This is a genomic window from Streptomyces tateyamensis (assembly GCF_003205575.1).
Lineage (GTDB): Bacteria > Actinomycetota > Actinomycetes > Streptomycetales > Streptomycetaceae > Kitasatospora > Kitasatospora tateyamensis.
On the sequence record NZ_PYBW01000039.1, the window covers coordinates 124,756 to 149,405 of the forward strand.

A 24,650-nucleotide genomic window follows, 5' to 3' on the forward strand; every position below is an offset into this window, starting at 1 on the left:
ACCGTGGACCGCACCGTCGCCCGTGGAGTGACCGCGATGCCGTCAGACGCCCAGTTCGCCACCCTGACCGAGCCGTTCCGCCCGGAGCTGCTGGCCCACTGCTACCGGATGCTCGGCTCGATCCACGACGCCGAGGACCTGGTGCAGGAGACCTACCTGCGGGCGTGGCGCGGCTTCGACCGGTTCGAGGGCCGCTCCTCGGTGCGGCGGTGGCTGTACCGGATCGCCACCCTCGCCTGCCTGACCGCCCTGCAGACCCGGGCCCGGCGGCCGATGCCCTCCGGCCTGGGCGCCCCGTCGCTGGATCACCAGGTGCCGCCGGACCCGCGCGAGCCGGCGGTGGCCTGGCTGCAGCCCGCCCCCGACTCGCTGTTCGGCGGGGACGACCCGGCCGCCCTGGTGGGCGGCCGGGCGGGAGTGCGGCTGGCCTTCGTCGCGGCCCTGCAGCACCTGTCGGCCCGTCAGCGGGCCGTTCTGACCCTGCGTGACGTGCTCGCCTTCAGCACCGAGGAGGTCGCCGAGCTGCTGGACACCACCGCCGCGGCCGTCGACAGCGCGCTGCGCCGGGCCCGCCTGCGGCTCGCCGCGGCCGGCCCCGTCGCGGAGGAGCTGGCCGAGCCCGACGAGCGGACCAGGCGCAGCCTGCTCGACCGGTACACGGACGCCTTCACCCGGGCCGACCCCGCCGCCCTGGTGGAACTGCTGCGCGCCGACGTGGCGATGGAGATGCCGCCCACCCCGACCTGGTACACCGGCCGACCGGCGGTGCTGGGCTTCCTGGCCGGCCACGTGCTGCGCCCCGGCCGCTGGCGGTTCACGCCCACCGGCGCCAACGGCCAGCCCGCCTTCGTGGTCCACCGCGGCGCCCAGCCCTACGGCATCCAGGTCCTCACCCTGGCCGGCCCGCTGGTGGGCCGGATCACGGCCTTCAACGACCCCGCACTGGTGGCGGCCTTCACCCGCTGACCGGGCGTCAGGACTGCTCGGTCAGGAGTGCTGCTCGGGCGCGCCGGCCTCCGAACGCAGCGTGAGCACAGTGATCTCGCTCGGCGCGAAGACCCGGAACGGCGGGCCCCAGAAGCCGGTGCCGCGGCTGGTGTAGAGCTGGGTCCGAGCGCCGTGCCGGCTCAGGCCGTGCACCACCGGCTGGTCGATCCGCACCAGGAAGTTGAACGGCCAGATCTGGCCGCCGTGGGTGTGCCCGGAGACCTGCAGGTCGATGCCGGCCGCGGCCGCCTGCGGCACGTACTTGGGCTGGTGGGCCACCAGCAGCACCGGGTGGTCCGGGTCCGCGCCCGCCAGGGCACCGTCCAGGTTCGCCCGGTGGCCGGCCAGGCCGGAGGACTCCGCGGTCACGTCGTCCACGCCGGCCAGCACCAGGGCGTCCCCGCCGCGCTCCACCACCAGGTGGCGGTTGTGCAGCGGCTCCCAGCCCAGCTCAGCCATCCGGTCCAGCCAGCCCTGGGCCTCGCTGCCGTACTCGTGATTGCCCGTCACGTAGACCTTGGCCAGGCGGGCCCGGACGGTGCCGAGCGGCGCCGACTGCTCCCGGCGCTCGGTAGGGGTGCCGTCGGCGATGTCGCCGGCGTGGACCACCACGTCCGGGTCCAGCGCGTTGACCGCCTCGGCGACCCGGGCCGACCAGCCGGCCCGGTCGATCGGGCCGTAGTGGGTGTCGGCCAGCAGGACCACCCTGGTCCCGTCCAGGCCGGCGCCGAGCCGCGGCAGCCGGACGTCCAGCCGCTTCACCCGGGGCACCCGCATCGCCTCGTAGTGCCCCCAGCCCAGCAGGACGGCCGAGACCACGGCGACGGCCAGCGCGACGGCCCTGGCCCGGCCGGTGCCGCCGAGGTCGAGCCCGCCGAGCACCAGGTCCGCCAGGCCGCCCAGCACCGACCAGGTGAACAGCACCCAGACCACCCCGAGCGAGGTGTCCGCGATCCGGGCGGCCCGGTCGCTGCGCTGCGCCCGGTGGCCCGCGACCATCAGGAACGGGAAGCCGACCAGCCAGGCCGCGAACACCGCCGTGCCCAGCACGGAGACCGGCCACGGCCACTGCGCGCCGGCCGCGAACAAGGTCCACCACGGCGGCAGGCAGAGCACCAGCAGGACGAGTACCAGCACGGCCAACCGCCGGGCCACCGACCGCCGGGGCCTGCTGCGCCCGGTCGTCGGCGGGCCGTCGCTCTGCACGTCTGCTGTTGCTGCTGCTCTGCTCATGCCGGGTATTCTCCGTGCTTCCTAGCTCAGCGTCTTCAACGCGGTCGCGGCGTACGGCTGCAGCTCGTCGAACCGGCCGGCCAGCACCTTCAAGGCCCAGTCCGGGTCCTGCAGCAGGGCGCGGCCGACCGCGACCAGGTCGAACTCCTCGCGCTCCATCCGGTCCAGCAGGTTGTCGATGCCGCGGACCGGGGCGCCCTCGCCCTGGAAGCCGCGGATGAAGTCGCCGTCCAGGCCGACCGAGCCGACGGTGATGGTCGGGCGGCCGGTGAGCTTCCTGGTCCAGCCGGCCAGGTTCAGCTCCGAGTCCTCGAACTCCGGGAGCCAGTAGCGGCGGGTGGAGGCGTGGAAGGCGTCGACGCCGGCCGCGGTGAGCGGGGCCAGAATCGCCTCCAGCTCCTGCGGCGTCTCGGCCAGCCGCGCGTCGTAGGCCTCCTGCTTCCACTGCGAGTAGCGGAAGATCACCGGGAAGGTGGCCGAGACCCGCTCGCGCACCGCGGCCACGATCTCGGCCGCGAACCGGGTGCGGGCCACCGGGTCGCCACCGTAGGCGTCGGTGCGGCGGTTGGTGCCCGCCCAGAGGAACTGGTCCACCAGGTACCCGTGGGCGCCGTGCAGCTCGACGCCGTCGAAGCCGATCCGCTCGGCCGCCGCGGCGGCGTCGGCGAAGGCGCCGATCACCTCGTCCAGGTCGCTGCGGGTCATCGCCCGGCCGGCGCCCTCGGTGCCGTCCACCCGGATCCCGGAGGGCCCGACGGCCGGTGCGTCGGCGTACGGCGGCTGCCCCTGCCGGCGGACCATCCCGATGTGCCACAGCTGCGGCACGATCTTCCCGCCCGCCGCGTGCACGGCCTCGGCCACCTGCGCCCACCCCGCCAGCTGCTCCGCCCCGTGGAACCGCGGCACCCGGTCGCTCTGCCCGGCCGACTCGTGGCCGACGTACGTCCCCTCGGTGACGATCAGCCCCACCCCCGCGGCGGCCCGCCGCGCGTAGTAGGCCCGCACGTCCTCCCCGGGCACCCCGCCCGGGGAGAACATCCGCGTCATCGGCGCCATCACGATCCGATTGGGGACGGTCAGCCCGTTCAACACGACGGGCCTGGACAGGATCCGCGCCGCGCGGGAGGCAGCGGGCGATGCAGCGACGGTCATGGGTGTTCCTCGGGAAGAGCCGGTCAACAGGTCCGCACACCACGGACGTGCGTGCAACTGCCAACCGTCCCGACGAGCTGCGCATTTCACCAGCCGGTGCGGCTGTCTTGTGATGCCGGCCACCCCGGGCGTGGCGGTGCCCCGGGCCGGGCTCTGGCGGGGCAGTGCCTGAGGTGGGGCGGTGCGTGCGGTGAGGCGCGGTGCCTCAGGCGGCCAGTTGCAGGGCGGTCCGCCGGGCGATTCGGTGCCGCAGGGTGAGGGTGACGGCCGCTGTGCTGGTGCCGGCCAGGAGGGCGGACCACCACAGGACGGCCGGGCCGAGCGTGGTGTAGAGGCCGACGCCCGCCGTCAGGGCGGTGAACCGGGCCAGGCCCCAGGTCCACTGGAACGCGCCCTGGTAGCGGCCGCGGGCGTCGGCCGGGGCCAGGTTGGAGATCAGGGCGGCGGCGATGCCGGCCACTACCACCTCGCCGAGCGACCAGACCACCACCGAGAGGGCGTAGCCGAGGATGCTGTCGGCGACCCCGGTCAGCGCGACGCCCACCGCGATCAGCACGCTGCCCGCCGCCTGGACCGGCAGCTGCGGCAGCCGGGCGAGCAGGGTGGTGGCGAGCGGCTGGAGCAGCACCACCAGCACCGCGTTGACGGCGGCCACGGCCCCGTAGACGGCCGGCGACAGGCCCGAGTCGTGGATGGCCAGCGGCAGCGCGACCTCGGTGAGGGAGTAGACGAACAGCTGGACCCCGAAGAGCGGGAGCAGCGCGACCAGCAGCCGGTCGCGCAGCACCACGCCGTACCCGGTGCCGGTCGGGCGCGCCGTGCCGGCCGTGCCCGTCGCGGGTGCCCCGGGGGCGGGCCGGGTCTCGGGGATCCGCAGCGCCACGACGGCGGCGAAGGCGAGCATGGTGGCGGCGTCGACGGCGAACAGCAGCCAGTAGCCGCGGGCCGCGAGCAGGCCGCCGAGCACCCCCGCCGCGGCGGTGCCGAGGTTGACGCCCCAGCCGAAGAGGGCGTAGGCGCGCTGGCGCCGTGCCGCGTCGACCGAGTCGGCCAGCAGCGCGTACGCCGCCGGGGAGACCGTGGCGCCCGCCGCACTGAGCAGCAGGGCGGCGGCGGCCATCGTGGCCACCCCGGGGGCGGCGAAGAGGGCGCCCTGTGCCCCGGCGGCACCGACCAGGCCGATCAGCATGGTGCGGCGGCGGCCGACCCGGTCGGCCAGCAGGCCGCCGACCGCCGGCCCGATCAGGTTGCCCGCGCCCAAGGCCCCCAGGACGTAGGTGGTCTGCGCGCCGGTCACGCCGCGTGCGGCGAGGAAGAACACCAGGAACGGGGAGACCAGGTAGCCGAGCCGGTTGACGACGGTGCCGGCGAACAGGGTCCAGACGACGGCGGGCAGGCCGCGGAAGGTGGTGAGCATGCGGTCAGCCTGCGGTCTGGTCGCGCCGGTGGCGACTGATTAAGCTCAGGCTGAATCCGAACTCCCAGGCCAGGTGACGGGGCATCCATGAAGGCCGAACTCAGCTTTTCCGCAGCCGACATGGCCCAGACCCGGTTCGCCGTCTCCCCGATGTGGGAAGTGGTCACCAGCTACCGGCTGTTGAGCTCGACTCAGGAGCAGCCGCTGCACCGGCGCTGGACGGCACAGGTGCGGCCGCGCCTGGCCGAGGCCGGGCTGGACCGCGGCTGGCTGGCCGCACTGGTCCCGGCCGACGGCTACCTGGCGGACTTCCTCAACCCGACCCCCGCCGAACCCTTCCCCACCCTGGCCGACGAGCTGCGGGCCATCCGGCGTACCCCGGCGGACCGGGTGCACGTCGACCTGGACACGCTGGCCACGGAGCGCGACCTCTCCCGCTCCGCCCGGATCCGCCTGCTGCGGCAGGAGCCGGCCGCGGCCCTGGAGAAGGTCACCGAAGAACTGCAGCTCTACTGGGAGTTGGCCCTGGCCCCGTACTGGGACCGGATCCGCCGACTGCTGGAGGCCGACATCTTCCACCGCGCCCGGCAGGTGGCCGAGTACGGTACCGGACAGGCCCTGGGCGATCTGCACGAAACGGTCAGCTGGGACGACGGGGTGCTCCACCTGGTGCGCCGGCACTGCTCCCTCACCAGCGCCGTGACGGGCGCCGGGCTGCTGCTGGTCCCCTCGGCGTTCGCCTGGCCGCGGGTGCTCACCAGGACGGTGCCGCCCGACCCGCCGCAGCTGGCCTACCCGGCCCGCGGCATCGGCACCCTCTGGGAGCCCCGCGCCGCGAGTTCCACCGAGGCTGTCGCCGCGGTCCTCGGCCGCTCGCGCACCATGCTCCTGGCCGAGTTGGACACCCCCGCCTCCACCACCGAACTCGCCCAGCGCTGCGGCCTGTCCGCCCCCGGTGCCTCCCACCACCTGACCGCCCTGCGGGACGCGGGCCTGGTCAGCGCCCACCGCGCCGGCCGTTCCGTGCTGTACGCGCGCACCACGATCGCCGACGCACTGCTGGAGCAGGAGAGCCGGTCGTGCCCAGCACCGAACTGACCCACAGCTACGAGATCGACGCACCCCCCGCCGCCCTCCTCGCCCACCTCGCGGAGCCGCAGAATTACATCGGCCTCTCCCCGCTGCTCGCGGAGGTGCGCGACATGCGCCACGAGGACGGGGTCACCCACTACGTCGCCGTCGAGCGCTTCCGCATCCTCGGGCTGGTCAACCACGACAACGTCATCCGGGTCACCCTGCACGCCGAGGACGCCCGCCTCCCGGCCGAGGCAGCGGTCCACGGCCAGGTGGTCAGCCCCGGCGGCGTACGGATGGCCTACCGCTTCGCCTTCACCGCCCACCCCGCCGGCGGCTCCCAGGTCCTCGACACCCTCCACCTCCACACCCCGCCCGGCCTGCTCCGCTACGCCGCCACCAAGGCCGCCGCCGTCCAGGCCGAACGCGCCCGCGTCCTGGCCCACCGCCTGCGCCGCGACACCTGAGGCAGAGCCATCCTTGGACGGCGGGGCCGTGAACGCAGTCTGCGTAACCCCGGCAGGGGCAGGCTGCACCGCGCCGGGGCGTAGATACTCGGCTGCATGAACAAATCAGTGCGGCTGGGGGAGTTCTTGCAGATCCGCCGGTCGCTGCTGCAACCGGCGGATGTGGGACTGCCGGATTTCGGAGAGCGGCGGCGCGTGCCCGGGCTGCGACGGGACGAGCTGGCCCAGTTGGCCGGGGTGAGCCTGTCCTACTACACCCGGCTGGAGCAGGGCGTGTCGCTCAACGCTTCGCCGGAGGTCCTGGACGCGCTTGCCCGGGCTCTCGGTCTGGACGAGGTGGAGCAAGCCCACCTGCACGATCTGGCTCATGCCACGCGTCGCGGCAGCAAGCGCCGCAGGCTGGCGCCCGAGCACACGGACGATGCGACCAGGCAGCTGCTCGGAGCGTTCGGTGACGCACCTGCGGTGGTACTGGGGCGCCGCAGCGACGTGCTGGCCTGGAACCGCACGGGACACGCCCTGTTCGCCGGACATCTGGACCCGCAGATCCCCGACCAGCCGGACCGGCGCCCGAACATGGCGCGGCTGGTCTTCCTGGACGCCCATACCCGGGATCTGTTCGTGGACTGGCCGAGGAAGGCCAGGGCGGTGGTGGGGAAGCTGCGGCTTGCCGCCGGCCAGTATCCGGACGATTCGACGCTGGCCGTGCTGATCGGCGAACTGGCCATGAAGAGTGCCGAATTCGCCACCATGTGGTCCGAGAACCGGGTCCGGAACTGGGATATGGCGGCCTATCGCATGCGCCACCCGCTGGTCGGCCGGCTGGACCTCAACCTGCAGTCCCTGACGATCCCGCAGGAGAGCGGCCAACGCATCGTCGTCGCGACCGCCGAGGCCGGTTCAGGCTCACAGGCCGCGCTGCACCTTCTCGCCCGGGCCTGCGCCCCGCTCGCCCGGCGGGCAGGGCACAGCTCCGAGGCCGCCGGACCCGCGCCCGCCCGGACCGGCACGAGCTGACGCCGGACGCGCGAACTCCGGCCTCGGACTGGGACACGGACTGCGTCAGCCCCCGAACCGCCTGGCGCCCCGCTCGAACGCCTCACGATCGGCGACGACGCTTTCTGTGCGCACGAGGAGACCGACGGGGCCTCGCTGCCTCGCCGTGTGGAGGGCGCTCACAGTCGCGCGGACCAGGGACGCCGCCGGCCTGAAGGCGTGGTTTGGGCGCGTCGTCAGAGGATCTCGGCCCTTTCCTCCCTCGGTGGGGATTGGCCCGAGCATGAGGTCACTTACCGTGGTCCGGCCCGTACCACTGGAGGGCCTGTCCGGTGACGTTCGCGATGCATTCGAAGTCACGGTCGCGGTGCAGGAGGGTCAGGCCCTGCAGTTCAGCTGTGGCGGCGACGATCAGGTCGACGGGTCCGGCGCTGCGATGCTGGCCTCGTCTGGTCAGCAAGTCCTGGACCTGCCACGCGCGGTCGTAGGCGCGGTCATCGACCGGTACCCAGCTGAACAGCAACCGCATGTCCTCGATCCCCTGGACGCGATCGGCGGTCGTCCGTGCGCTGTAGAAGAACTCGAGTTCGGTGACGGGGCAGGTTGCGATCAGGCCGGCCGCGGCGGCCTGGTCCCAGCCGTACTGCTCGGCATCGCTGCGCATGAAGCGCGCGAGCGCGCTGGTGTCGATCAGGAATTGCGCGGCGTTCACCGACGGTAGTTCCTCTTGTCCTCGAAGATCTCAAGGTCGAAGGCCCCGGTCCCGGCCGCAGCGCGCAGCCGGGTGAGGGCGAGCGCTCGCCGTCTGTTCTCCAGTACCTCGCGAAGCGCGGTGTTGACCGTCTCCTTCTTGGTGCTGGTGCCGAGGGCCTGGGCGACGTCGGCGAGCAGCTCGTCGTCCAGGTCGATCACGGTCCGACTCATGCGGTGCACCTCCTGTATATCAACTCACGTTGAAAGTATATCTCGCTAGGCATCAAGAGGGGAGGCGGCGCATCGCCACGGTACGCAGCGCTGGCCGGGTGGGCGGGCTTGCGGCGATGCGTTCAGCTTCCGGCCAGAGTGGAGTCGACAGCCGCGATTCGACCCAGCGCATCGAAGGTGATCTCGACGGTGCTGCCGCCGGGTAGGTGGGTGCGGATCCGGTCGGTGCCCATCTGCACGGGTACGCCGTGGTGGGTGAAGTAGCCGCTCGCCACCTCGCGCGCGCAGTGCCCGAACAGCCCTGCGCCGGTCGTCAGGAAGCGTGGCATGGTGATCGGATCCAGTCGCGCGTGCGGGATCTGCGGGTCGTCCGGGGCGAAGTAGACCCGAGTCTCGGGCCCGGCCGCTTCACCGATGTAGCCAGGGGCACCCAGGACACCCATTCCGACGAAGGCGAGCGCTTCGGCGGCCCGGCGGGGATCGCCGAACCCTGACAGATCCACGCTCTCCCAGTGCAGTTCGGGGACCCCGTTGCGGCGCCCGTACTCGGCGATGCGCTCGCTGGCGGCCACTACCGCACTGCCACGCAGCCCGGGATTGGCCCACCCCCAGAGCCAGGACCGCTCGGACAGATCGTACGAGCCGAGGAGGCCGACCCGTATCGTGCGGCCGGCCGACTGGTACGTGCACTGCTCCAGGTCGGCCGTCCATGGACCGCCGGGCATCACCCGGCCGAGCTCCTCGAGTTGTTCGGCCCCCCACGCAGCGTGGCGTTCGGCGGTGTGAAGGAAGGCATCGGTGAAGGTCGTCGTCATAGCGGGACTCTACTGACGTCGATTCACCTCCTCGGGGCCCGCGTGCCCCCTCCGCGCGGGCGCGAACGAGGCCACGAAACGACGAAGGCCTCGGCCGCTGGGGGCGGTCAGGGCCTCCCACTGCCCGAACGGGCAGAGACGGAGGACACGAGATTGAACGCGTGAGGGGTTGCCCAACACGCTTTCCAACTGTCCGTCCGGGTGTCCGCGGACCGCCATAGGCATCCCGACCTGCGGTGGAGCGAGGCGCTGGTGGGCTTCTGAACGACGCCGGACAGGGGCGAATGCAATCAAAACTGCAACCAGAGCGCGGCTGCCTTGAGCCCGAGCGCCGGATGGGCGGTGGACCGCCCTGGTTGGTCAGGAGTCCGTTGTCGCAGGGTGCCGAATGCGGCGTTCATCATCATTTAATCGCCTTGAGGGCGACTGTGGGCGCTGGTAATGTCCGTCTGCTGATCGCTGGTTGGCATCGAAACAGCCGTTAAAAGGGGAATTATGACGTCTCGTAGGGTTCTGGCGGCCTTGGCCTCAACGTTGGTCGCTGGAAGCCTCGTGCTGGCCGGTGCGACGGTCGCGCAGGCTGACACCGGCATCACTGTCCAGGCCGCGCACAACGACTGGACCAACAACGGCAAGCTCGTCCTGTCGCTGTCCGCGCCGACTGCCGTCAAGGACGTCAAGGTCAGCCTGTACTCGATGTCCACCCAGCAGACTGTGGCCACGGTGGCGGACTTCAAACTGACTTCCGGCACCGCGGAGAACGGCACTTGGGAAAATGGTGCGCGTATCCAGCTGCCCGACCTTGGTAGTTACCGAATCGACGTGTCGGCCTCCGACGCGGGTGGCGACACGCTCTCCGCCAATGGCGCGGGCTACTTCTACTATTCCGTGCGCACCAACCTGAACGACACCAAGGTTGACCGCAAAACGGTCGACTACCAGCACCGCAGCGTCACCATCAGCGGCCACCTGATGGGCCAGTGGCCGGGCTCCGGTGCCGTCACACCGATGGGCGGGCTGACCGTGGGGGTGTCCTCCTACGCCCAGCACACGGAGGTGACGACCGCAGCGGACGGAAGCTTCTCCGCCACGCTCCCGGTCACCGACGCCTACCAGAACAGCATCCAGGCGTCCTACTCGTACGACCCGAACCACGTCTTCTACAACCAGTCGTCCTCGTCCTCCTTCCCGATCACCCTGAAGAAGACCGCGACCAAAATGGTGGAGACGCCAAGCACCCGCACCGTCCCGTTCCAGGGCACCGTGAACTCGACCAGCACCACTCTGCTGTGGGACTCGCCTACCGGCTGGCAGCCGCTGGCCGGCAAGACGGTCAGTTCCAACTCCTTCGGGAACTACGTCCAGCTGACCACTGACGCGGGCGGCAATGCGCTCTTCCCGGCAACTCCGCCGCTCTGGAACAATTCTTCGATCACTGTGGGCTGGGCCAGCGATGACCTTTACCTGGCCGATGCCCAGGCGAGCAGCACGATCACCGTGGTGCAGCCAGCCGCCTTCCTCTCGTTCGCGCCGACCCGAGTCGACGCCGCGACCGTAGCTGTCACCGGCGAGATGAGCTTCTCGGGCAACATGACGCCGGCGACGATCCCGGTGAACATCCAGTTCTCCGCCACTGGCAAGGGAGGCTGGACCACCGTTGCCACCGCTCCCTCCGCCACCTGGGACGGTCAGGGCTACGGCTTCTCGGTCGCCGCGTCGAGTGCCGGCGCGGGCTACTGGCGTGCGACCTTCACCGACGCTCCGCAGTTCCAGAACGCCGTGAGCCAGGTCGTCTACGTCGCTGCTCCCTGATGCTCTATCGGCCCGCCGCATCCCTGCCGGCGGGCCGATTTTCCATTGCGCTGGCCCCGCGCGCTCTGACCTCTGGCCAGCACTGTGGCTCTGCTGCCGATCAGCTGTCACCTGGTTGCGGAGGTGCTGGTCTCGCCGACCGGTGAAGCTGGCGCTGGCACGGAAGCGATGAGAACCACGGTTCAGCCGCCGACACCTACCTCCGGCCCTTGTGGTGTCGACGAATTGCGCGGGCGCAGCCTGAGACCAGGAGCCCGCGCCCACTCAGCCTGGGGAGCGCGTATCGAGCCCGGCGGGCGAAGTCTGCTCGGGCAGCGGCAGCGGCAGGGGCAGGGGCAGGGGTGTCCCGGGTCTCGCTCCGGTCGCGGTCGCGGGCGCCGGTCGACGGCGCGCCGGCCGCCACCGACAGGCGGCCCGTCCGATCCGGCCCAAGGAGAGGAGGAGGCGGTCCGGCAGGAAGACGGCGTCGGCGATGAGCATCGCTCCAGAGAACACCGGCAGCCCAAGAAGAACCGCGATCCCGATGTGCAGGCCGACCAGGACGCCCAGGACGACGTACTTGAGCCTGCTGAACGCGGTGAACGGGACGGCCACCTGGACCAGCACCGTGAGATACCCGATCACGGAGATGAACAGGGCATGATCGTCAGCCAGCTCGGAGAGGCCCGGCCAGGGTCGGAACAGGTCGAGGTGCAGGACGTAATGGAGCGCCGTGCCGTCGCGCCACAGGCTTCCCTGCACCTTGTACAGGCCGGCGGCTCCGTAGAGGAGGCAGACCTGGGCCGCGATGACGCACATGCCGCAGTTGTGCAGGAGCGTGCTCAGCCGGTCGCGGACCAGCGCGACCTGCCCTTCGTAGGACTCCGCTGCTGAGCCGGCCGGCCTGGGTCCTACCCCCGTCGCGGCCGTGCGGATTCTGGCTCTGCGGGCATCGAGGGACCAACGGCGCCCGCAGGCCGTGAATACGAGGTACACGGCCATCAGGACGATGAGGTTGTCGCCTCCGTCCGTTATGAAGATGGAGCGGCCGTGGAACGAGGTCACCACCAGGGCGAACAGGACCGACACTGCTCGGGTGTGCCAACCCAGCGCGAACAGGGTTGAGGTCAGGACGGCCAGCGCATAGCAGGCGTCGAAGTATGCGTGACTGTCGGAGAGTGTGAGGAAGCTGAACCACTGCTCCTGGCCCAGCAGTTCGCGTGCCAGGGCTGGGGTCCAGGGCGAGCTGGGGCCCCAGATCTCGTCGCGGTACGGGAACTCGCGCAGCAGGAAGCCGAGATACAGCAGCCCGTAGCCGACCCGCAGGACGGCTGCGGCGTGGAGGGACATCGCCCGCTCGTTGAGGAGGGTGAGTGGTCCGGCCATGCGGTGGGGCGCCCGGTCAGCGGTCATAGGATTCCACCGGCCACCATGGGAGGTACCTGGTGCCGGCGGATGCTTCGGTGGTGGGACCCCTGACGGAACGCTGTCCCGGCGGCGCGATCGGTGTGTTGACGACACGCAACTGGACTGTTTCGAAGGCGTGGTGCCCGCTACTGACGAGGCGTTGGGTGGCAATGTTCCGCAGGTACTCCTGGAGCATCCGGGCCCGTTCCGAGGAGGGCCCGTCATCGGCGCCGTGGGTTTCGAGGTAGGCCGCCCATGCTCGCCGGAGCATGTTCTGCGCTGTGTGGCTGGGGAACGCAGAGTGCCGCACCGCAGCGTCGTCGACGGCGCTCAGGTCGACCCACTCACTGACCTGCCGGGTACCGTCCGAAGAGGCCGTTGCCGTCCGTGCCGAGAGCTGCTGTCGCACGGACTCCGGATTCGGGGCGAACAGTTGCCAGTTCTGCTCGAAGTAAGGGTAGATCCACGCGTTGACCTGCCGTCCGAACCTTTGGGAGACGGTGTTGGGCGGTGCGACATGCAGGAAAACAAGACACACGTGCACCACGGCCACCGCGACGCACATGACGGTGGCCGTGGTGACGGTCAGGCGGGCCGGCAGCCCCAACGGATCCTTTTCGACCTGCACCGGCCCGCTCTCCGCGTATTCATGCTCGGTGTTACTCATCTTCTCCTCGCGAATCCCGGGTTCCGGCCGTCATAAAGGTCGGCGGACGCCGTGCACCGCGTATCCAGGAATACATTGTGCATTCCTGGAAGCAGTGCACAGCGCCGCCGGATTCACCCGCGCCGGCCGCGGGCCAGATGCGGTGTCAGGAGGCTTTCGCTGTGCGCCGACGGACGACGAAGAATCCCACACTGATCAGCGTCAGCCCGACGAGGACGCCGCCGATCGTGATCTCGGTGGGGCTCGGCCCGTGTGCGCTGCCGCCGATACCGGTGCCCACACCGCCGACCGGGGGACGGCCGCCGCCACCCGGCGCACCACCACCCGACGCGCCGGCGGTTGTTCCGCCGGTCGCGCCGGCCGTCGTACCGCCCGTCCCACCAGCGGTCGTACCGGCCGTCGTGCCACCGGTCGTGCCAGCTGTAGTCCCGGAGGTCCCACCCGAGCCGCCGGTCGTACCCGCCGTCCCGCCGCCGGTCGTACCGGCGGTGCCGCCAGCCGTCCCGCCGGTGCCTCCGGTCGTTCCGGCCGTGGTTCCGGCGGTCGTACCAGCCGTCGTACCGCCCGTTGAGCAGGTCTCCCGGGTGATGACGTTGGTGTCCAAGGTGACCGACCCGTTGCGGGCCAGTGCCCGGCCGTCGATGGTCGCGCCGGTGGTGACCGAGATCGATGTCAGCGCCATGATGGTGCCGACGAAGGTGGAGTTGGTCCCGATCGTGGCCGAGCTGCCGACCTTCCAGAAGACGTTGCACGGTGCGGCGCCGTTGACCAGGAGCACTCGACTGGCCGAGGCCGTCGTCAGCGTCGAGCCGACCTGGAAGATGAAGACCGCATTGGGGTCACCGTGGGCGTCGAGCGTGAGCGTGCCCGTGAGCCCGATCAGTGAGGAGGCGGTGTAGACGCCGGGGCTCAAGGTCTGGCCGCCGAGGTCACCCGAGATGCTGGCATCCGAGGCCTGACCGGCCGCGTTGTTGTACGCCGTGGTCAGGTCGGTCTGGGCCTGCAGCGCGACGGCATCGGCGGAGTGGACGACGCCGTTCACCGTGCCGGGGGGAAACCCGGTCACCGAAGTCCCTGGACTCACACCGAGGTTCCCGTTGATCGTGCTCGGGCCGGTGTTCGTGACGGACTGGCCCGCCAGAACCGCGAAACTGCTGGCAGTTCCGAGAGGAACGGCGACGCCGATCGCCTGTGCAGGGGTCGGTACCGCCGTCATCCCGGCGACCGAAAGTGCGAGCGTGAGGGCCGCAGCCGCCAACCTGGTGATTCCGCGCCGTCTGAGCGCGCCCGGGGCATTCGATTTCATCGAAGCACCTAGCTCCTTCAGGAGAGTCCAATGGAAGTAGTGCGATCGACCGGAAAGATCCACGTCTCATCCGCGGCAGCTTCACTAGGAGAATCAAAGAAGCGGAGGCATGCCTCAAGCCATCCTTGCGGATATAGATCGCATACGAATTATTTTATTCCTGCCCATGGTGCTTCACCTGTCGTTGAGGTCGGCGCAAACGGGTGATTCCGGTAGGACTTTCCTTTTTGGGGCAGGAGGAGCGCTCGACGGTTGGATGGAAGTCGGGGCGCGAGTCCCCTGGTATGCCCGTGGCCCGGCGCCCGCCGAGGGTGCACCGCTCGACGTGGCCGCAGCGGCGTCGCCGCCGTTGGGCGAGGGGACCGGTGTCGTTCTCCCGTCCATGGGTGCCATGCTCCATGACGAAGGCTCATCATTCGTCTACGACATGCCGCCGGTCATCGGCCCCTGGTGCGTACTGACCACGGACCTGCGGAAATAGCCAGACATATCATCACTCTTTCGGCTTGGTGGTGGCTCACAGGCGGATCGGGGGTGGGTGACACGATGAACGGAAACTCGGAGGCCGACGCCAGGCGGGACAAGCCTCTGGGGCCGTGCATCGGGCCGGTCGGATCTCCCGGCCGCACCCAGAGGTCTCGACCGCCGGGCGCGGGCCCTCGTACCGTCGGTTCCGGGCCGCCGCGGCCGAGGAACGTCAGCGGCCGCTTCCCGAAGGCGTGGCGAGCCGGTCAGTGCCCAGGCTGAGGAGGCGGCAGTGCGGGGAAACAGGCCGCTGGCGGTCATCAGCGCCGCGACGGCGCTGGCCGTTGGCATGTGGCTCATGCGGGACGGCTCCCGGACAGAGCTTCCGCCGCAGCCCTCGGCCGCACAGGCGTTCTCGGCCACACCGGGAGCCGTCGGTCCGCCGCCGACGTCATCTCCCGCTTCCCCACCCGCCGTCCCGGCCATGAGCGCGTCGACGCCGATCCGGATCCGCATCCCCGCCATCCGTGTCGAAGCGCGCGTCATCGCTCTTGGGCTGGACTCCTCAGACCACCTCGAAGCACCACCGGCGGACGACAACAACCTGGTCGGCTGGTACCAGGGCGGGGTGACGCCTGGACAGGCCGGCACCGCCGTCATGGCGGGTCATGTCGACAACAAGCGCGGACTGTCCGTCTTCTACAGCCTGGGCCGCCTGCACCCGGGAGCCGAGGTGGAGATCGAGCGGAAGGACCACGCGGTGGCCGTCTTCGCCGTCGACGCCGTCGAGTTGTATCCCAAGGACCACTACCCGAGTGACAAGGTCTACGCGCAGGCCCACCGGCCGGAACTTCGCCTCATCACCTGTGGCGGGGCCTTCTCCAAGAAGACCGGCTATCTGGGCAATGTGGTCGCGTACGCCCACCTGACAAGGACCAGACCACGCTGACGTCGCACACGTGGGCGGTCCAGCGCCGAGCTCTCGCGCTCTTTCAGACACCGCCTCGCCATTCGACCAGGAAGAGCGCCGCATCGTCGCAGGTGATCCCACCACGCTCGCGCTTCAGCGTGTGCGAGAGCGCGCTGCTCGATCAAGCTCATGAGTTGCCGCCCCGCCTGGTCGCTCCGCTGGTCGCGGACGCGCGGTGACGAGGATCGGTGGCCGTAACCCGGCGCTCCTGCTGCAGGACTGCGGGCAACTGGTACGGGTACCGCTGCCCGGCCGTGGGCTGGCCGCCGGGGAGCCGGTGCCGGTCGACGGTTCCCCCGCAGGTGTGGTCTACCTGCGCGGCGTCTCAGTCGAGGCGGCGCAGGCCGACGGGGTGCGGGTGTACCTGCCGTTGCTGGACGGCGGCGACGAGGTCGGGGTGCCGGCCCTCACGCTGGACACTGTCGATGGCGTGCGTCGGCCCCGGCGCGTGGCTCCAGGTCGCGGGCACCTACCTGCGCAGCGGTTCCGAGTACTGACGGCGATCCCAGTCGGCGGCGGTCGCCCGGGCGCTCAGCGGTTCGCGGACTGGCCTCCGCGCCGGAACCGGATGGCGGAGAGGGCCAGCGCGATGATCAGTACGGCGATACCTATGAACAGCAGATAGAGCAGGCCATGGGCGACGACGCCGACCAGCCCGAGCACGATCGCCGCGATGATCAGGAAGAACACGAGTGCCATGTCGGTCTCCTTCGAGGTAGGTCCGAGGCCACCGCCGGTCCGTCGGCGGGTCGGGGCCCGCACCCCGCGTATGAGCGAGTCCGCCGGAGGCAAACCCGACGGACGTACTCTCGGCGGCCTGTTTCCGTCGGCGGGCAGAGCCGCAGCGCGGGCTGGGCTCACCGGTCGCGGTTGATGCGCTCCGCCCATACCGTCGTTTCCGGGGGCGGGACGGTTGGCACGGGAGGCCAGGATGCGGCACTACCGATGGATTCTGGAGACCCAGGACGACGACGGCCACTGGTCCCGGCAGGACGGTGCTCCCACGCAGAATCCGCTGGAGTACGAGGGGTCGCCTCAGCGGGCGGCCAACCACCTGCGGGACGTGTTCGTGCGCACGCTCTCCCAGCCTGCTCCCGGCCCCCGGGCAGTCAGGATCCGCCTCTGGGAAGGGGCCGATGCTGTCGGCGAACCCCAGGCCGAAACCGAGTGGTCACGCGAATGACGCACCCGGCCCGGCCGGTCACGGAGCGGCTCTCGTCCGCCCACTACGCGGGTGCCTGCCAGGAGGCAGCCCGGCTTCGGGCGGTATCCGCTCGTCTGCCGGCCTCACCGACGCCGTCGGCGGGTGGGCGGGTGCCACGGCCGACGGCAGGAAGTCGGAATCGGACTCCAGCTGTGCCAACCGTCCGTATCTGCAGCGAGCAGCTCGCTCGCGGTCTGGTGCCATTCTTACGGCCAGGTGCCGACCAGCACGGCTCTGGGCGGAGTGTGATCCCCGTCGAGCTCTCGACCTGTGTGAGAGTTCGGTGAGGGCCTGGGCGAAGCCCGTCGCGGTCGCTCCGTCGTGGGCGGTGAGGGTGCGGTGTTCCGAGCAACGGATGCCGTCTGCGATCTTGTGGCCGGGGCGGTAGCCGATGTGCTCCGGCAGCCAGCCGGCGCTGGCCCGCAGCTGCCCGTCGTTGTCGGGGTGGACCGGACAGCCGGCAGCCGACCGGCGGGCGGCCTGGGCGGCGTCGAGCTTGCATACCGAGATGGGGCGGGCGCCGAGCCGGCGGAGCTGGGACGTGATGCGGCTGCCGATGAGGCCGCCGGCACCGGTGACCAACACGGTCCCCCAGGTCGTAAGGACCACCCGCTCGGGTAGCTCGCGAGGCAGGTACCAGATGTGGTGGCTGTCAGGGGTCACGTGGAGGACCAGGCCGTCCCGCGCGTGTCGCAGGTCGACGTCGGCAAGGGCGCGTCCCAGCTCCTGGTGCAGGGCGATGCGGTCCTGGCGGGAGATCTCCGCGTCGTTGTCGGTCCGGCTTTCGGCCTCGGCCAGGAGGTTGCAGGCGTACCGGGTCCTGGGCGTTGTCCGGCTCGCGCCGGTGGGTGGGCATCGTGAGGGAGACCACCGGGTAGGGCCGTGCGGTGCACAGCTGTTGCAGGAGGTCGGCGGTCAGCTCGTCGGTTTCCATGGAGGGTCCTCACCGGGAGTCGCAGTGAACGGCTGAGTGGGCGACGGGCGGGCCGGCTTGTTGCTGTTCCGGCGAGGCGGTCGCTTGGGCACGTTCCCACGCTCAGCGCCCGGCAGCCCACCGCAGGTGCGTCCAGATGGCGGCCGGTGTCATTCGCTGCGGGGTGGCTGTCCCCGGACCGGGGGCGTGCCAACGTCGCGTCAACACTCCCGCGCCGGTTGCCCGGCATGGCCTCCTGCCCCCGCCTCCGGACGGGCCGGGCGGTGCCTTTGGGGTGCGTGCCGGCCGCCGGTGCCGGACACGGTTGCTGGGCCGTGCGGGTGGTGTGACGGGTACGCGGTACTACGCGTGGTGCGATGTGGATACCAGAGAGCACCATGAGTCGTTCGATAGGCGCTGGCTGCTCCGCCCTGCGGGCGCCCGGCAGCTCTTCTCGGGCGGTATGACGGAGTCGAGCGTGGAGGCATCACATGAGCGGTTCGGTCGGTGTGCACTCGGAGGTCGGGCGGCTGCGCAAGGTCCTGGTGTGCGCACCCGGCCTGGCACACCGTCGGCTGACCCCGACGAACTCGGATGATCTGCTGTTCGACGACGTGATGTGGGTGGAGAACGCGCAGCGCGACCACGCGGACTTCGTCAACAAGCTCCGCGGCCGCGGAGTGGACGTCGTGGAGCTGCACGACCTGCTCGCGCAGACGATGGCGGTAACCGGCGCGCGGGACTGGTTGCTGGAACGGAAGATCACCGTCAACGAAGTCGGCCTGGGCCTCGTTGACGGCACCCGTGCCTACCTGGAGACCCTGGCACCGAGAGAGCTGGCCGAGTTCCTGATCGGCGGTCTGGCGACCTCCGACGTGCCCGAGGACTTCCGCACCGGGTACGTCGGCCTGGCCCGGGAGTCGGCGGGGGTGCGCGAGTACCTGATGCCGCCGTTGCCGAACACGCTCTACACCCGCGACACCACCTGCTGGCTCTACGGCGGTCTCACCCTCAACCCGCTGTACTGGCCGGCCCGGCACGATGAAACCCTGCTCATGAAGGCGATCTACACCTTCCACCCCGAGTACAAGGACTCCACCGTTTGGTGGGGCGACCCGGAGAAGGACTGGGGCCAGGCCACCTTCGAGGGCGGCGACATCATGCCCGTCGGCAACGGCGTCGTCCTCATGGGCATGAGCGAGCGGACCTCCCGGCAGGCGATCACGCAGGTCGCCGCCGCACTCTTCGCCCAAGGCACCGCCGAGCACGTCGTGGTCGCCGGCATGCCGAAGCTGCGGGCCGCGATGCACCTCGACACCGTGTTCACCTTCGCCGACCGCGACATCGTCACCCAGCACCCGGCGATCATGAACGCGGTGCACACCTTCTCCCTGCGCCCCTCCGACAAAGCGCCCGGGGTCGAGGTGACCGACGAAGGCAGCGCCCCGTTCACCGATGTCGTGGCGAAGGCGCTTGGCCTCAGCGGCGGCCTGCGGGTGATCGAGACCGGCGGTGACGTCTACACCTCCGAGCGCCAGCAGTGGGACAGCGGCAACAACGCCGTAGCCGTCGAACCCGGCGTCGTCTTCACCTACGACCGCAACACCACCACCAACACCCTGCTCCGCAAGGCCGGCGTCGAGGTCATCACCATCGTCGGCGCCGAGCTCGGCCGCGGGCGCGGCGGCGGCCACTGCATGACCTGCCCGATCGTCCGTGACCCCGTCGACTACTGACGCGCCCCTCACACCCGGAGGTTCCCGTGTCGGAATTCCACTGGGGCCACGCCCTGCTCCTGTTCCTGGCCCTGTTCGCGCTTTACAGTCCGATCGCCGCCCTGTCCTCCTATTTGCCCTACATGGAGGGCTACACCCCCAAGGAACAGCTCAGGCTGTCCCTCGGCCTGTTCCGCAACGTCACCGTCCTCATGCTCCTCGCCCTGTGGGTGGGCGAGCCGCTACTCGAACTGCTCGGCATCAGCACCGCCGCGCTCTCCGCGACGGGCGGCATCGCGCTGATCCTGGCAGCGGTGCCGATGATGACCGGCTCCGGCTCCTCACCCCCGGCCCCCGACGGCGAGGCGGCCAGGGGCCCGAAGGCGCCGTGGCGCTCCATCGTCTTCACCCCGCTCACCTTCCCGCTCACCTTCGGAGGCACCACCTTCGGCTTCTTCGTCGCCTACCGCGCCGACGTCGCCGGGTGGAAAGCCGGCATCGCCATGACCGTCGCGGGGCTCGCCTACGCCGCCGTCACCGGCATCACCCTCTACCTGTCCGGGCACCTGGTACGCCGCGTCTCGGCGAGCACCGCAGCGGTCCTCGACCGGGTCGCCGGCATCCTGCTCACCGCCATCGCGGTCACCCTGATCGCCAGCGGCGGCACCCGCCTGGTCGACGACGTCCTCAACTCCTTGTGACCAGGCACCCCACGAGCACACCACCGGTCCGGCACCGCCGACTGCACAGGCTGCGCACCCGGCCGCTCAAGGACATCGGGCCCCGGGAAGGCGTCGCCGCTGGACGGCGCACGGCCTGGGTGCTGGGGCTGGCCCTGGACGTGGGCGAGTTGCTGCTCGCCGACGGCCAGGGCACGGAGGACGTCGAGGCCGCCATGCGCACGGTCGCCCGCCCCTTCGGCCTGGACGGCGAGCCGCAGGTCACCTTCACCATGATCGCCATCAGCCACCGCCGCTCCGAGGACGAGGGCGCGACGGTCCTGGACCGCACGGTGTGGCGGCGCGCCCCCAACTACACCCGCCTCTCCGCGACCTATACCTTCGTGGCGCAGGTCGCCGAGGGCCGGTTCGACCTGGAGCACGCCCGCCGCCGCCTGGCCGCGATCCGCCGTCGCCACCCCCCGTACCCGAGCTGGCTGATCTCCCTGGTCGCGGGCACCCTCGCTGCGAGTGCCACCCTTCTGGTGGGCGGCAGCGCCGACGCGAAGGCCGTCATGACGTTCGCCGCGGCTTTCGTGGCCTCGTTCATCGGCGACCGCCTCGCCGGCGTGTTCTACGACCGCGGGATCCCGGAGTTCTACCAGTACGTCATCGCCGCGGCACCCGCCTCGGTCGTCGGTGTCGTCCTGGCCCTGGCCGGCGCCGGGCTGCGAGGCTCCCAGGTCATCACCGGCGGACTCTTCGCCCTGCTGCCCGGCCGCGCCCTCGTCGCCGCCGTCCAGGACGGCCTCACCGGCTTCTACCTCACCGCCGCCGCCCGCCTCGTCGAACTCCTCTACCTCATCACCGGAGTCATCCTCGGCGTCCTCGCCATCCTCCCGCTCGGCGAACTCCTCGGCGCCCACCTACGCCCCGAGGATCCCCTGGAGCGCAGCTCCGCCCCTGGGCTCCAGCTCCTGGCGGCGGCCGGACTGTCGATCTCGCTGGCTGTTCTTCTGCAGACCCCCCGCTACACGCTGCCGTTCGTCACCCTCAACGGCGCCGCCGCTTGGACCGTGTTCGGCGTGCTGACCCGTCAGCTCGACATGAGCGCGATCGCCGCGACCGGCATCGCCGCCGCCACCGCCTCACTGTTCGCCCACACCCTCTCGCGCCAGCAGAAACTGCAACCGCTGCCGCACATCAGTGCGGCCCTCGGTCCCCTGCTGCCCGGCGCCCTCACCTACACCGGCGTCCTCGCCTTCATCCAGGGCCGCCCCGCCGACGGCCTCGGCGACCTCAGCCGCGCCGCGGCCATCGCCCTCGCCCTCGCCATCGGCGTCAGCATCGGCGGCGAACTCACCCGCCAACTACGACGCGTCCCCTCCCTGCACCGCCTCGCCGCCGAACGCACCCGCAGCTACTGACCGTCGCTCAGGCCGACATCACGAATTCAGATTCAGTAGCTGACCGGGCCGGTCCAGCTCATCCAGGGCGACCAGGCGCACTGAACTTGGCGCAGGGCGGGCGCGGATGAATGAGACCAGAACTGAGACCGCGATCTGATCCCAGCCGCCTCCTGAGGTGAGGCCTACGCGTCAGTGTCCTCCGGATGGCGAGTGGAGGCATAGACGAGATGGACTGTCCGACCGGGCACGTCCACGAGGTAGCGCACACGCCCGCCAGCGGTCACCTCGTACTCCCACTGTGGCAGCTCGTCGCCGCCCAGTGCTCGGGTGGCGAGGCGGCCTCGCAACCTGTGCTGCCGATCTGGGTCGCTCATGGAGAGTGGGTTGGTGCGGAGGGCTTCGAAGCAGCGGCGGGCGTTCCCTGTGGCCTCCGCGCAGAGGTCGCCCCATCCCTTGGCTGCCTCGTTCGTGGCGAACCGAAGTCGCCACTCGTCGCCGATGGGTGGCGGCGGGACATCGTCACCGCGCTTGGGGCTCATGGAGCGAGCACCTCGCCATGGTCATCGCCGGGGAGAGGTCCGGTGAGCTGTGCGGTCAGTTCGGGGTCTGCCAGGATTCTGGCGCTGGCGCGCCATTCGACGATGACGCGGTGCAGGTTGGCATGCACGTCGAGTTCCACGGCGTCACGAGTGGCGTCCACTAGGTCGACAACGAACTCCCGCACCTCGGCGGCCGACAGGTGCCGGGTCCAAGGGAAGACCGTGGGCAGTGCGACGAGCACTGCCCGTGCACCTTCGTCGTTGCTGATCAGCGCGGCGAACAGGCGTGCGGTGACGTCCGCAGTCTCCTCGCGCTGGCGGTCATGGCGTTCGGTCGTGAGGTAGAGGTCCTCGCCGTCGCGACGCGTGATGTGGACTCGCTGGGCGTGTTCAACGGTGTCAGCGACCCGCTTGGAGTTCTTTGACAAGTCAGAGAACGACACGGTGAGTGTGGACATGGATTGAGGCTACTTCGGAACACATTCCGAAGTCAAGATGAGGGCTCTTGGTGATGGGGGTTGCGGGAACCGAGAACGACCCCGGCTGTTTGCGCTGGACGGCGCTCACAGCCGGGGCTTCGATCTCTCTCCATAACTGCCGCAGGTCAGCGGCTGGTCGACGTCTGCCAGGTGGCCGAGTCGGAGGTGCTGGCCCGCCATTCCAGGGCTTGCGGTTCCTCACTGAACTCGACGAGGTGCTCTCCGGCTCGGCGCATCAGTGCGTCGCGTACTTCGGCCGGCGTGACGTAGAAGAACTCCTTGCGGCTGTTCACGCGGTTGACCCGGCGGGCTGCGAACTCCTGATGCAGCTGGGACTCGAGTCCGACCGCGTCCTTGCTGAAGATCAAGGCGCGAACATCGAAGCGGAACGGGACGGCTGCGCCGCTCAACTCGTAGATGCGCTCAAGCGGCTCGAGACGGCGAGTCATTCCTATTTTGACGACCCGGCTGCCGAAGGCGCCGACGTTGGAGATGACATAGACGTATCCAGTGCGGACGTTCGCGGCTCGTGCCTCAACCGTCTGCAGCGCGGCCTCGAGCTCGGCGAGCTTCGCCTCCATCTCGCTGACAGCGGCGTGGTCTTCCGTTCCCGTAGGCGCTGGATCGCCGCCTGGTAGTGACCCAGTTCCTTGTGCAGCTTCTCCCGCTCCCGGTCCAGCTCGCGCTGAGCTGCAGCCTCCTCCTTCTCCCGGGCCCGGAGCTCCCGTTGGATCTCCTTCTCCTCGTCCTTCTTCTGCAAGAAGTCGGCAGTGAGCTGCAGTTCACGCACGCGGGCGTCGTGATAGCTGTCCGAGATACGGATGTGCATGGTGGCGCCTAGCTTGGCGATGGTCTCGCGGCTCTTGTAGAGCCGGTCGACGAGGGAGACCAACCGGTGGGGGCGCATGGTCCGCACGGCGTAGTCGGCCTCGGCGTTGTACGCCCGCAGCATCAGCTTCGAGAAGTCGCGCACCATCTTGCGGCCCTCACGTACGGACCCGTTGACCGTCCAGTCGGTTGCGGCAAGGACGGCTTGGTTCGTGCGCGCCAGGCTCTTGATCTCCGCCTGGAGCGAGTCCAGTCGGCTGCGGTAGGCAACGGCGTCCTGGAGCTGGTGCCGGTATGCGTAAATCCCGACCTGCTGGAGCATGGCGGTCTCGTCCGTGGTCACGATCTGTGCTTGAAGTTCTGCAAGACGCGTCGTGGCCTGGAAAGCCTCCCGGCCGTGCCTCTCCGCTTCCTTCCGGGCACTGTCGGCCTCCTTGGCGGCTCTGCGAGCTTCCTCCTTCCCCTGCTTCGCCGCCTCCCTGGCAGCTTGGCGGATCTGCTCCGCCTCCGTCTCGGCCTGCTCCCGCAGGGTCGAAGCTTCGGCCTTCGCCTGGCGCATGACTTCGGCGACCTGGAGGGCATCCAGCCCTTGCGTCCTGGTAATCCAGGCGCGGAGTTGCTCGGCCTCATCGTCTTTGCGGAGTCGTCCGAGCAGGCCTCCGCGGCGCGCGGACGGTACTCCTGCGGGCATCGGGGCAGAGGTGACTCCCGCACTTCCGGAGACACCTTCCGGCGTCGGCAACGGTGCCGCCGCTGGGGGCGCGATGTCCCAGGAAGCGCCTGATCCAACAAAGTCCGCAGAGGCGTCGGATGCGGGTGCGTGAGGTGCCGATGCGTGTGCTGCCGGAGGCTCCGCCAGCTCCCATAGCTGCCAGCCGAGCGGTGGCGGCGGCCAGGACGGGTCGGGCTGCGAGCCGGGCGGCGGAAGCCAGCCCGGTGGCGGTACGGGCCAGCCTGGCGGTGTGTTGAATCGATACAACGGAACAGGCCTCACCCTCGGTTCGTCCCGTCGGCGCCACCGTTGACTTGCCCGCCCACGGTTGGTGACGCTGCGGTTGCGGAAGGCAATGATCCACCGCTGCTGCCACGCCGATCATGGACGTTGCGAAATCGAGACTCTGGCAGCGGTGGTGAGACTCGCCTCGGTGTACGTGGCGCTGAGCCTGGAGCGAAGTTCTTGGAGCAACTGCAGTGCAGCCAAGGACGACAACCCTGACCCTGTTGCCCATTCGT

The 24,650-nt window shown here is 70.2% G+C and carries 23 protein-coding genes and 1 pseudogene; 11 read left to right on the plus strand and 13 right to left on the minus strand.

Annotated features, from left to right (window positions below; translation table 11 throughout):
* Window positions 1-36: 36 nt before the first annotated feature.
* Entirely contained in the window at window positions 37-966 is a 930-nt protein-coding gene (locus tag C7C46_RS12805) for an RNA polymerase subunit sigma-70 (RefSeq protein WP_110668903.1), read from the plus strand.
* Between the two features lie 21 nt (window positions 967-987).
* Here the strand turns inward: C7C46_RS12805 and C7C46_RS12810 are convergent, their stop codons facing one another.
* From C7C46_RS12810 to C7C46_RS12820, 3 genes are all read right to left on the minus strand, one after another.
* Window positions 988-2,220, minus strand: coding sequence for a metallophosphoesterase (locus C7C46_RS12810; protein ID WP_110668905.1), 1,233 nt, complete (start codon window positions 2,218-2,220; stop codon window positions 988-990).
* Between the two features lie 21 nt (window positions 2,221-2,241).
* Window positions 2,242-3,372 (minus strand): NADH:flavin oxidoreductase, encoded by a 1,131-nt coding sequence (locus C7C46_RS12815; protein ID WP_110668907.1) that lies wholly within the window; start codon window positions 3,370-3,372, stop codon window positions 2,242-2,244.
* Window positions 3,373-3,577: 205 nt separating this feature from the next.
* On the minus strand, window positions 3,578-4,789 hold the full coding sequence (locus tag C7C46_RS12820) for an MFS transporter (RefSeq protein WP_110668909.1): 1,212 nt from the start codon (window positions 4,787-4,789) through the stop codon (window positions 3,578-3,580).
* 87 nt (window positions 4,790-4,876) lie between these two features.
* Between C7C46_RS12820 and C7C46_RS12825 the strand changes: the two genes are divergently transcribed.
* The 3 genes from C7C46_RS12825 (at window position 4,877) to C7C46_RS12835 (ending at window position 7,347) form a co-directional block, all read left to right on the plus strand.
* Window positions 4,877-5,887: an ArsR/SmtB family transcription factor gene (locus C7C46_RS12825; protein ID WP_110668911.1), complete on the plus strand. Its 1,011-nt coding sequence runs from the start codon at window positions 4,877-4,879 to the stop codon at window positions 5,885-5,887.
* A complete protein-coding gene (locus C7C46_RS12830) occupies window positions 5,869-6,330 on the plus strand; it encodes an SRPBCC family protein (RefSeq protein ID WP_110668913.1) in 462 nt (153 codons plus the stop codon). Before C7C46_RS12825 ends, C7C46_RS12830 begins: the two co-directional genes overlap by 19 nt.
* A 96-nt stretch (window positions 6,331-6,426) precedes the next feature.
* A complete protein-coding gene (locus C7C46_RS12835) occupies window positions 6,427-7,347 on the plus strand; it encodes a helix-turn-helix domain-containing protein (protein WP_110668916.1) in 921 nt (306 codons plus the stop codon).
* 268 nt (window positions 7,348-7,615) lie between these two features.
* Here C7C46_RS12835 and C7C46_RS12840 read toward each other — a convergent pair whose 3' ends face one another.
* The 3 genes from C7C46_RS12840 to C7C46_RS12850 all read right to left on the minus strand — a co-directional run bounded on the left by C7C46_RS12840 (window position 7,616) and on the right by C7C46_RS12850 (window position 9,065).
* Window positions 7,616-8,038: a PIN domain nuclease gene (locus C7C46_RS12840; protein WP_110668918.1), complete on the minus strand. Its 423-nt coding sequence runs from the start codon at window positions 8,036-8,038 to the stop codon at window positions 7,616-7,618.
* On the minus strand, window positions 8,035-8,250 hold the full coding sequence (locus C7C46_RS12845) for a type II toxin-antitoxin system VapB family antitoxin (RefSeq protein ID WP_110668920.1): 216 nt from the start codon (window positions 8,248-8,250) through the stop codon (window positions 8,035-8,037). The genes C7C46_RS12840 and C7C46_RS12845 overlap by 4 nt, the downstream gene beginning before the upstream one ends.
* Before the next feature lie 122 nt (window positions 8,251-8,372).
* Window positions 8,373-9,065, minus strand: a complete 693-nt coding sequence (locus tag C7C46_RS12850; protein WP_110668922.1) for a DUF6882 domain-containing protein — start codon at window positions 9,063-9,065, stop codon at window positions 8,373-8,375.
* A gap of 552 nt (window positions 9,066-9,617) precedes the next feature.
* Here C7C46_RS12850 and C7C46_RS12855 point away from each other — a divergent pair.
* A complete protein-coding gene (locus C7C46_RS12855) occupies window positions 9,618-10,877 on the plus strand; it encodes a hypothetical protein (protein ID WP_110668925.1) in 1,260 nt (419 codons plus the stop codon).
* A 264-nt stretch (window positions 10,878-11,141) separates the two neighbouring features.
* On the opposite strand, the gene C7C46_RS12860 is transcribed toward C7C46_RS12855, so the two are convergent.
* The 3 genes from C7C46_RS12860 to C7C46_RS12870 form a co-directional block, all read right to left on the minus strand.
* Window positions 11,142-12,242, minus strand: a complete 1,101-nt coding sequence (locus C7C46_RS12860) for an HTTM domain-containing protein (RefSeq protein WP_146259073.1) — start codon at window positions 12,240-12,242, stop codon at window positions 11,142-11,144.
* Between the two features lie 16 nt (window positions 12,243-12,258).
* On the minus strand, window positions 12,259-12,930 hold the full coding sequence (locus tag C7C46_RS12865) for a DUF5819 family protein (RefSeq protein ID WP_110668929.1): 672 nt from the start codon (window positions 12,928-12,930) through the stop codon (window positions 12,259-12,261).
* Between the two features lie 145 nt (window positions 12,931-13,075).
* Complete coding sequence (locus C7C46_RS12870) at window positions 13,076-14,236, minus strand: ice-binding family protein (RefSeq protein WP_110668931.1); 1,161 nt, start codon at window positions 14,234-14,236, stop codon at window positions 13,076-13,078.
* A 949-nt stretch (window positions 14,237-15,185) separates the two neighbouring features.
* On the opposite strand from C7C46_RS12870, the gene C7C46_RS12880 reads away from it, so the two are divergent.
* Both C7C46_RS12880 and C7C46_RS36435 read left to right on the plus strand, forming a co-directional pair.
* The gene (locus C7C46_RS12880) at window positions 15,186-15,650 is read left to right on the plus strand and encodes a class F sortase (RefSeq protein ID WP_342775397.1); all 465 of its coding nucleotides are present in this window, start codon (window positions 15,186-15,188) and stop codon (window positions 15,648-15,650) included.
* 92 nt (window positions 15,651-15,742) lie between these two features.
* A pseudogene (locus C7C46_RS36435) lies at window positions 15,743-16,098 on the plus strand (hypothetical protein); the annotation flags it as partial.
* A gap of 104 nt (window positions 16,099-16,202) precedes the next feature.
* On the opposite strand, the gene C7C46_RS34985 reads toward C7C46_RS36435, so the two are convergent.
* Window positions 16,203-16,370: a hypothetical protein gene (locus C7C46_RS34985; RefSeq protein WP_181442327.1), complete on the minus strand. Its 168-nt coding sequence runs from the start codon at window positions 16,368-16,370 to the stop codon at window positions 16,203-16,205.
* 1,909 nt (window positions 16,371-18,279) lie between these two features.
* On the opposite strand from C7C46_RS34985, the gene C7C46_RS12895 reads away from it, so the two are divergent.
* Genes C7C46_RS12895 through C7C46_RS12905 form a run of 3 tightly spaced genes read left to right on the plus strand, consistent with a single transcriptional unit; the run spans window position 18,280 to window position 21,589 of the window.
* On the plus strand, window positions 18,280-19,524 hold the full coding sequence (locus tag C7C46_RS12895; RefSeq protein ID WP_110668939.1) for an arginine deiminase: 1,245 nt from the start codon (window positions 18,280-18,282) through the stop codon (window positions 19,522-19,524).
* 26 nt (window positions 19,525-19,550) lie between these two features.
* Complete coding sequence (locus tag C7C46_RS12900) at window positions 19,551-20,204, plus strand: MarC family protein (protein ID WP_110668941.1); 654 nt, start codon at window positions 19,551-19,553, stop codon at window positions 20,202-20,204.
* Window positions 20,201-21,589 (plus strand): threonine/serine exporter family protein, encoded by a 1,389-nt coding sequence (locus tag C7C46_RS12905; protein WP_110668943.1) that lies wholly within the window; start codon window positions 20,201-20,203, stop codon window positions 21,587-21,589. Before C7C46_RS12900 ends, C7C46_RS12905 begins: the two co-directional genes overlap by 4 nt.
* Before the next feature lie 517 nt (window positions 21,590-22,106).
* On the opposite strand, the gene C7C46_RS12915 is transcribed toward C7C46_RS12905, so the two are convergent.
* The 3 genes from C7C46_RS12915 to C7C46_RS37300 all read right to left on the minus strand — a co-directional run bounded on the left by C7C46_RS12915 (window position 22,107) and on the right by C7C46_RS37300 (window position 23,976).
* Window positions 22,107-22,568 carry a prevent-host-death family protein gene (locus tag C7C46_RS12915; RefSeq protein ID WP_110668947.1) on the minus strand — a complete coding sequence of 154 codons (462 nt, stop codon included), beginning with the start codon at window positions 22,566-22,568 and terminating at the stop codon, window positions 22,107-22,109.
* Window positions 22,569-22,714: 146 nt separating this feature from the next.
* Window positions 22,715-23,038 carry a GIY-YIG nuclease family protein gene (locus tag C7C46_RS36440; RefSeq protein WP_245984384.1) on the minus strand — a complete coding sequence of 108 codons (324 nt, stop codon included), beginning with the start codon at window positions 23,036-23,038 and terminating at the stop codon, window positions 22,715-22,717.
* Window positions 23,039-23,040: 2 nt separating this feature from the next.
* Window positions 23,041-23,976: an SNIPE associated domain-containing protein gene (locus tag C7C46_RS37300; RefSeq protein WP_281278539.1), complete on the minus strand. Its 936-nt coding sequence runs from the start codon at window positions 23,974-23,976 to the stop codon at window positions 23,041-23,043.
* Window positions 23,977-24,460: 484 nt separating this feature from the next.
* Between C7C46_RS37300 and C7C46_RS35905 the strand changes: the two genes are divergently transcribed.
* Window positions 24,461-24,650, plus strand: a 190-nt coding sequence (locus C7C46_RS35905) for a hypothetical protein (RefSeq protein ID WP_220040604.1), incomplete at its 3' end; no start/stop codon positions are given.

Bases quoted from the DNA above. Each gene is read 5' to 3' on its own strand.
- C7C46_RS12835 (WP_110668916.1), top strand. From the start codon at position 6,427: ATGAACAAATCAGTGCGGCTGGGGGAGTTCTTGCAGATCCGCCGGTCG.
- C7C46_RS12860 (WP_146259073.1), bottom strand. From the start codon at position 12,242: ATGGCCGGACCACTCACCCTCCTCAACGAGCGGGCGATGTCCCTCCAC.
- C7C46_RS12810 (WP_110668905.1), bottom strand. From the start codon at position 2,220: ATGAGCAGAGCAGCAGCAACAGCAGACGTGCAGAGCGACGGCCCGCCG.
- C7C46_RS12815 (WP_110668907.1), bottom strand. From the start codon at position 3,372: ATGACCGTCGCTGCATCGCCCGCTGCCTCCCGCGCGGCGCGGATCCTG.
- C7C46_RS37300 (WP_281278539.1), bottom strand. From the start codon at position 23,976: ATGCGCCAGGCGAAGGCCGAAGCTTCGACCCTGCGGGAGCAGGCCGAG.
- C7C46_RS12850 (WP_110668922.1), bottom strand. From the start codon at position 9,065: ATGACGACGACCTTCACCGATGCCTTCCTTCACACCGCCGAACGCCAC.
- C7C46_RS12805 (WP_110668903.1), top strand. From the start codon at position 37: ATGCCGTCAGACGCCCAGTTCGCCACCCTGACCGAGCCGTTCCGCCCG.
- C7C46_RS34985 (WP_181442327.1), bottom strand. From the start codon at position 16,370: ATGGCACTCGTGTTCTTCCTGATCATCGCGGCGATCGTGCTCGGGCTG.
- C7C46_RS12820 (WP_110668909.1), bottom strand. From the start codon at position 4,789: ATGCTCACCACCTTCCGCGGCCTGCCCGCCGTCGTCTGGACCCTGTTC.
- C7C46_RS12895 (WP_110668939.1), top strand. From the start codon at position 18,280: ATGAGCGGTTCGGTCGGTGTGCACTCGGAGGTCGGGCGGCTGCGCAAG.
- C7C46_RS12915 (WP_110668947.1), bottom strand. From the start codon at position 22,568: ATGTCCACACTCACCGTGTCGTTCTCTGACTTGTCAAAGAACTCCAAG.
- C7C46_RS12845 (WP_110668920.1), bottom strand. From the start codon at position 8,250: ATGAGTCGGACCGTGATCGACCTGGACGACGAGCTGCTCGCCGACGTC.
- C7C46_RS12825 (WP_110668911.1), top strand. From the start codon at position 4,877: ATGAAGGCCGAACTCAGCTTTTCCGCAGCCGACATGGCCCAGACCCGG.
- C7C46_RS12870 (WP_110668931.1), bottom strand. From the start codon at position 14,236: ATGAAATCGAATGCCCCGGGCGCGCTCAGACGGCGCGGAATCACCAGG.
- C7C46_RS36440 (WP_245984384.1), bottom strand. From the start codon at position 23,038: ATGACTCGCCGTCTCGAGCCGCTTGAGCGCATCTACGAGTTGAGCGGC.
- C7C46_RS12880 (WP_342775397.1), top strand. From the start codon at position 15,186: ATGAGCGCGTCGACGCCGATCCGGATCCGCATCCCCGCCATCCGTGTC.
- C7C46_RS12865 (WP_110668929.1), bottom strand. From the start codon at position 12,930: ATGAGTAACACCGAGCATGAATACGCGGAGAGCGGGCCGGTGCAGGTC.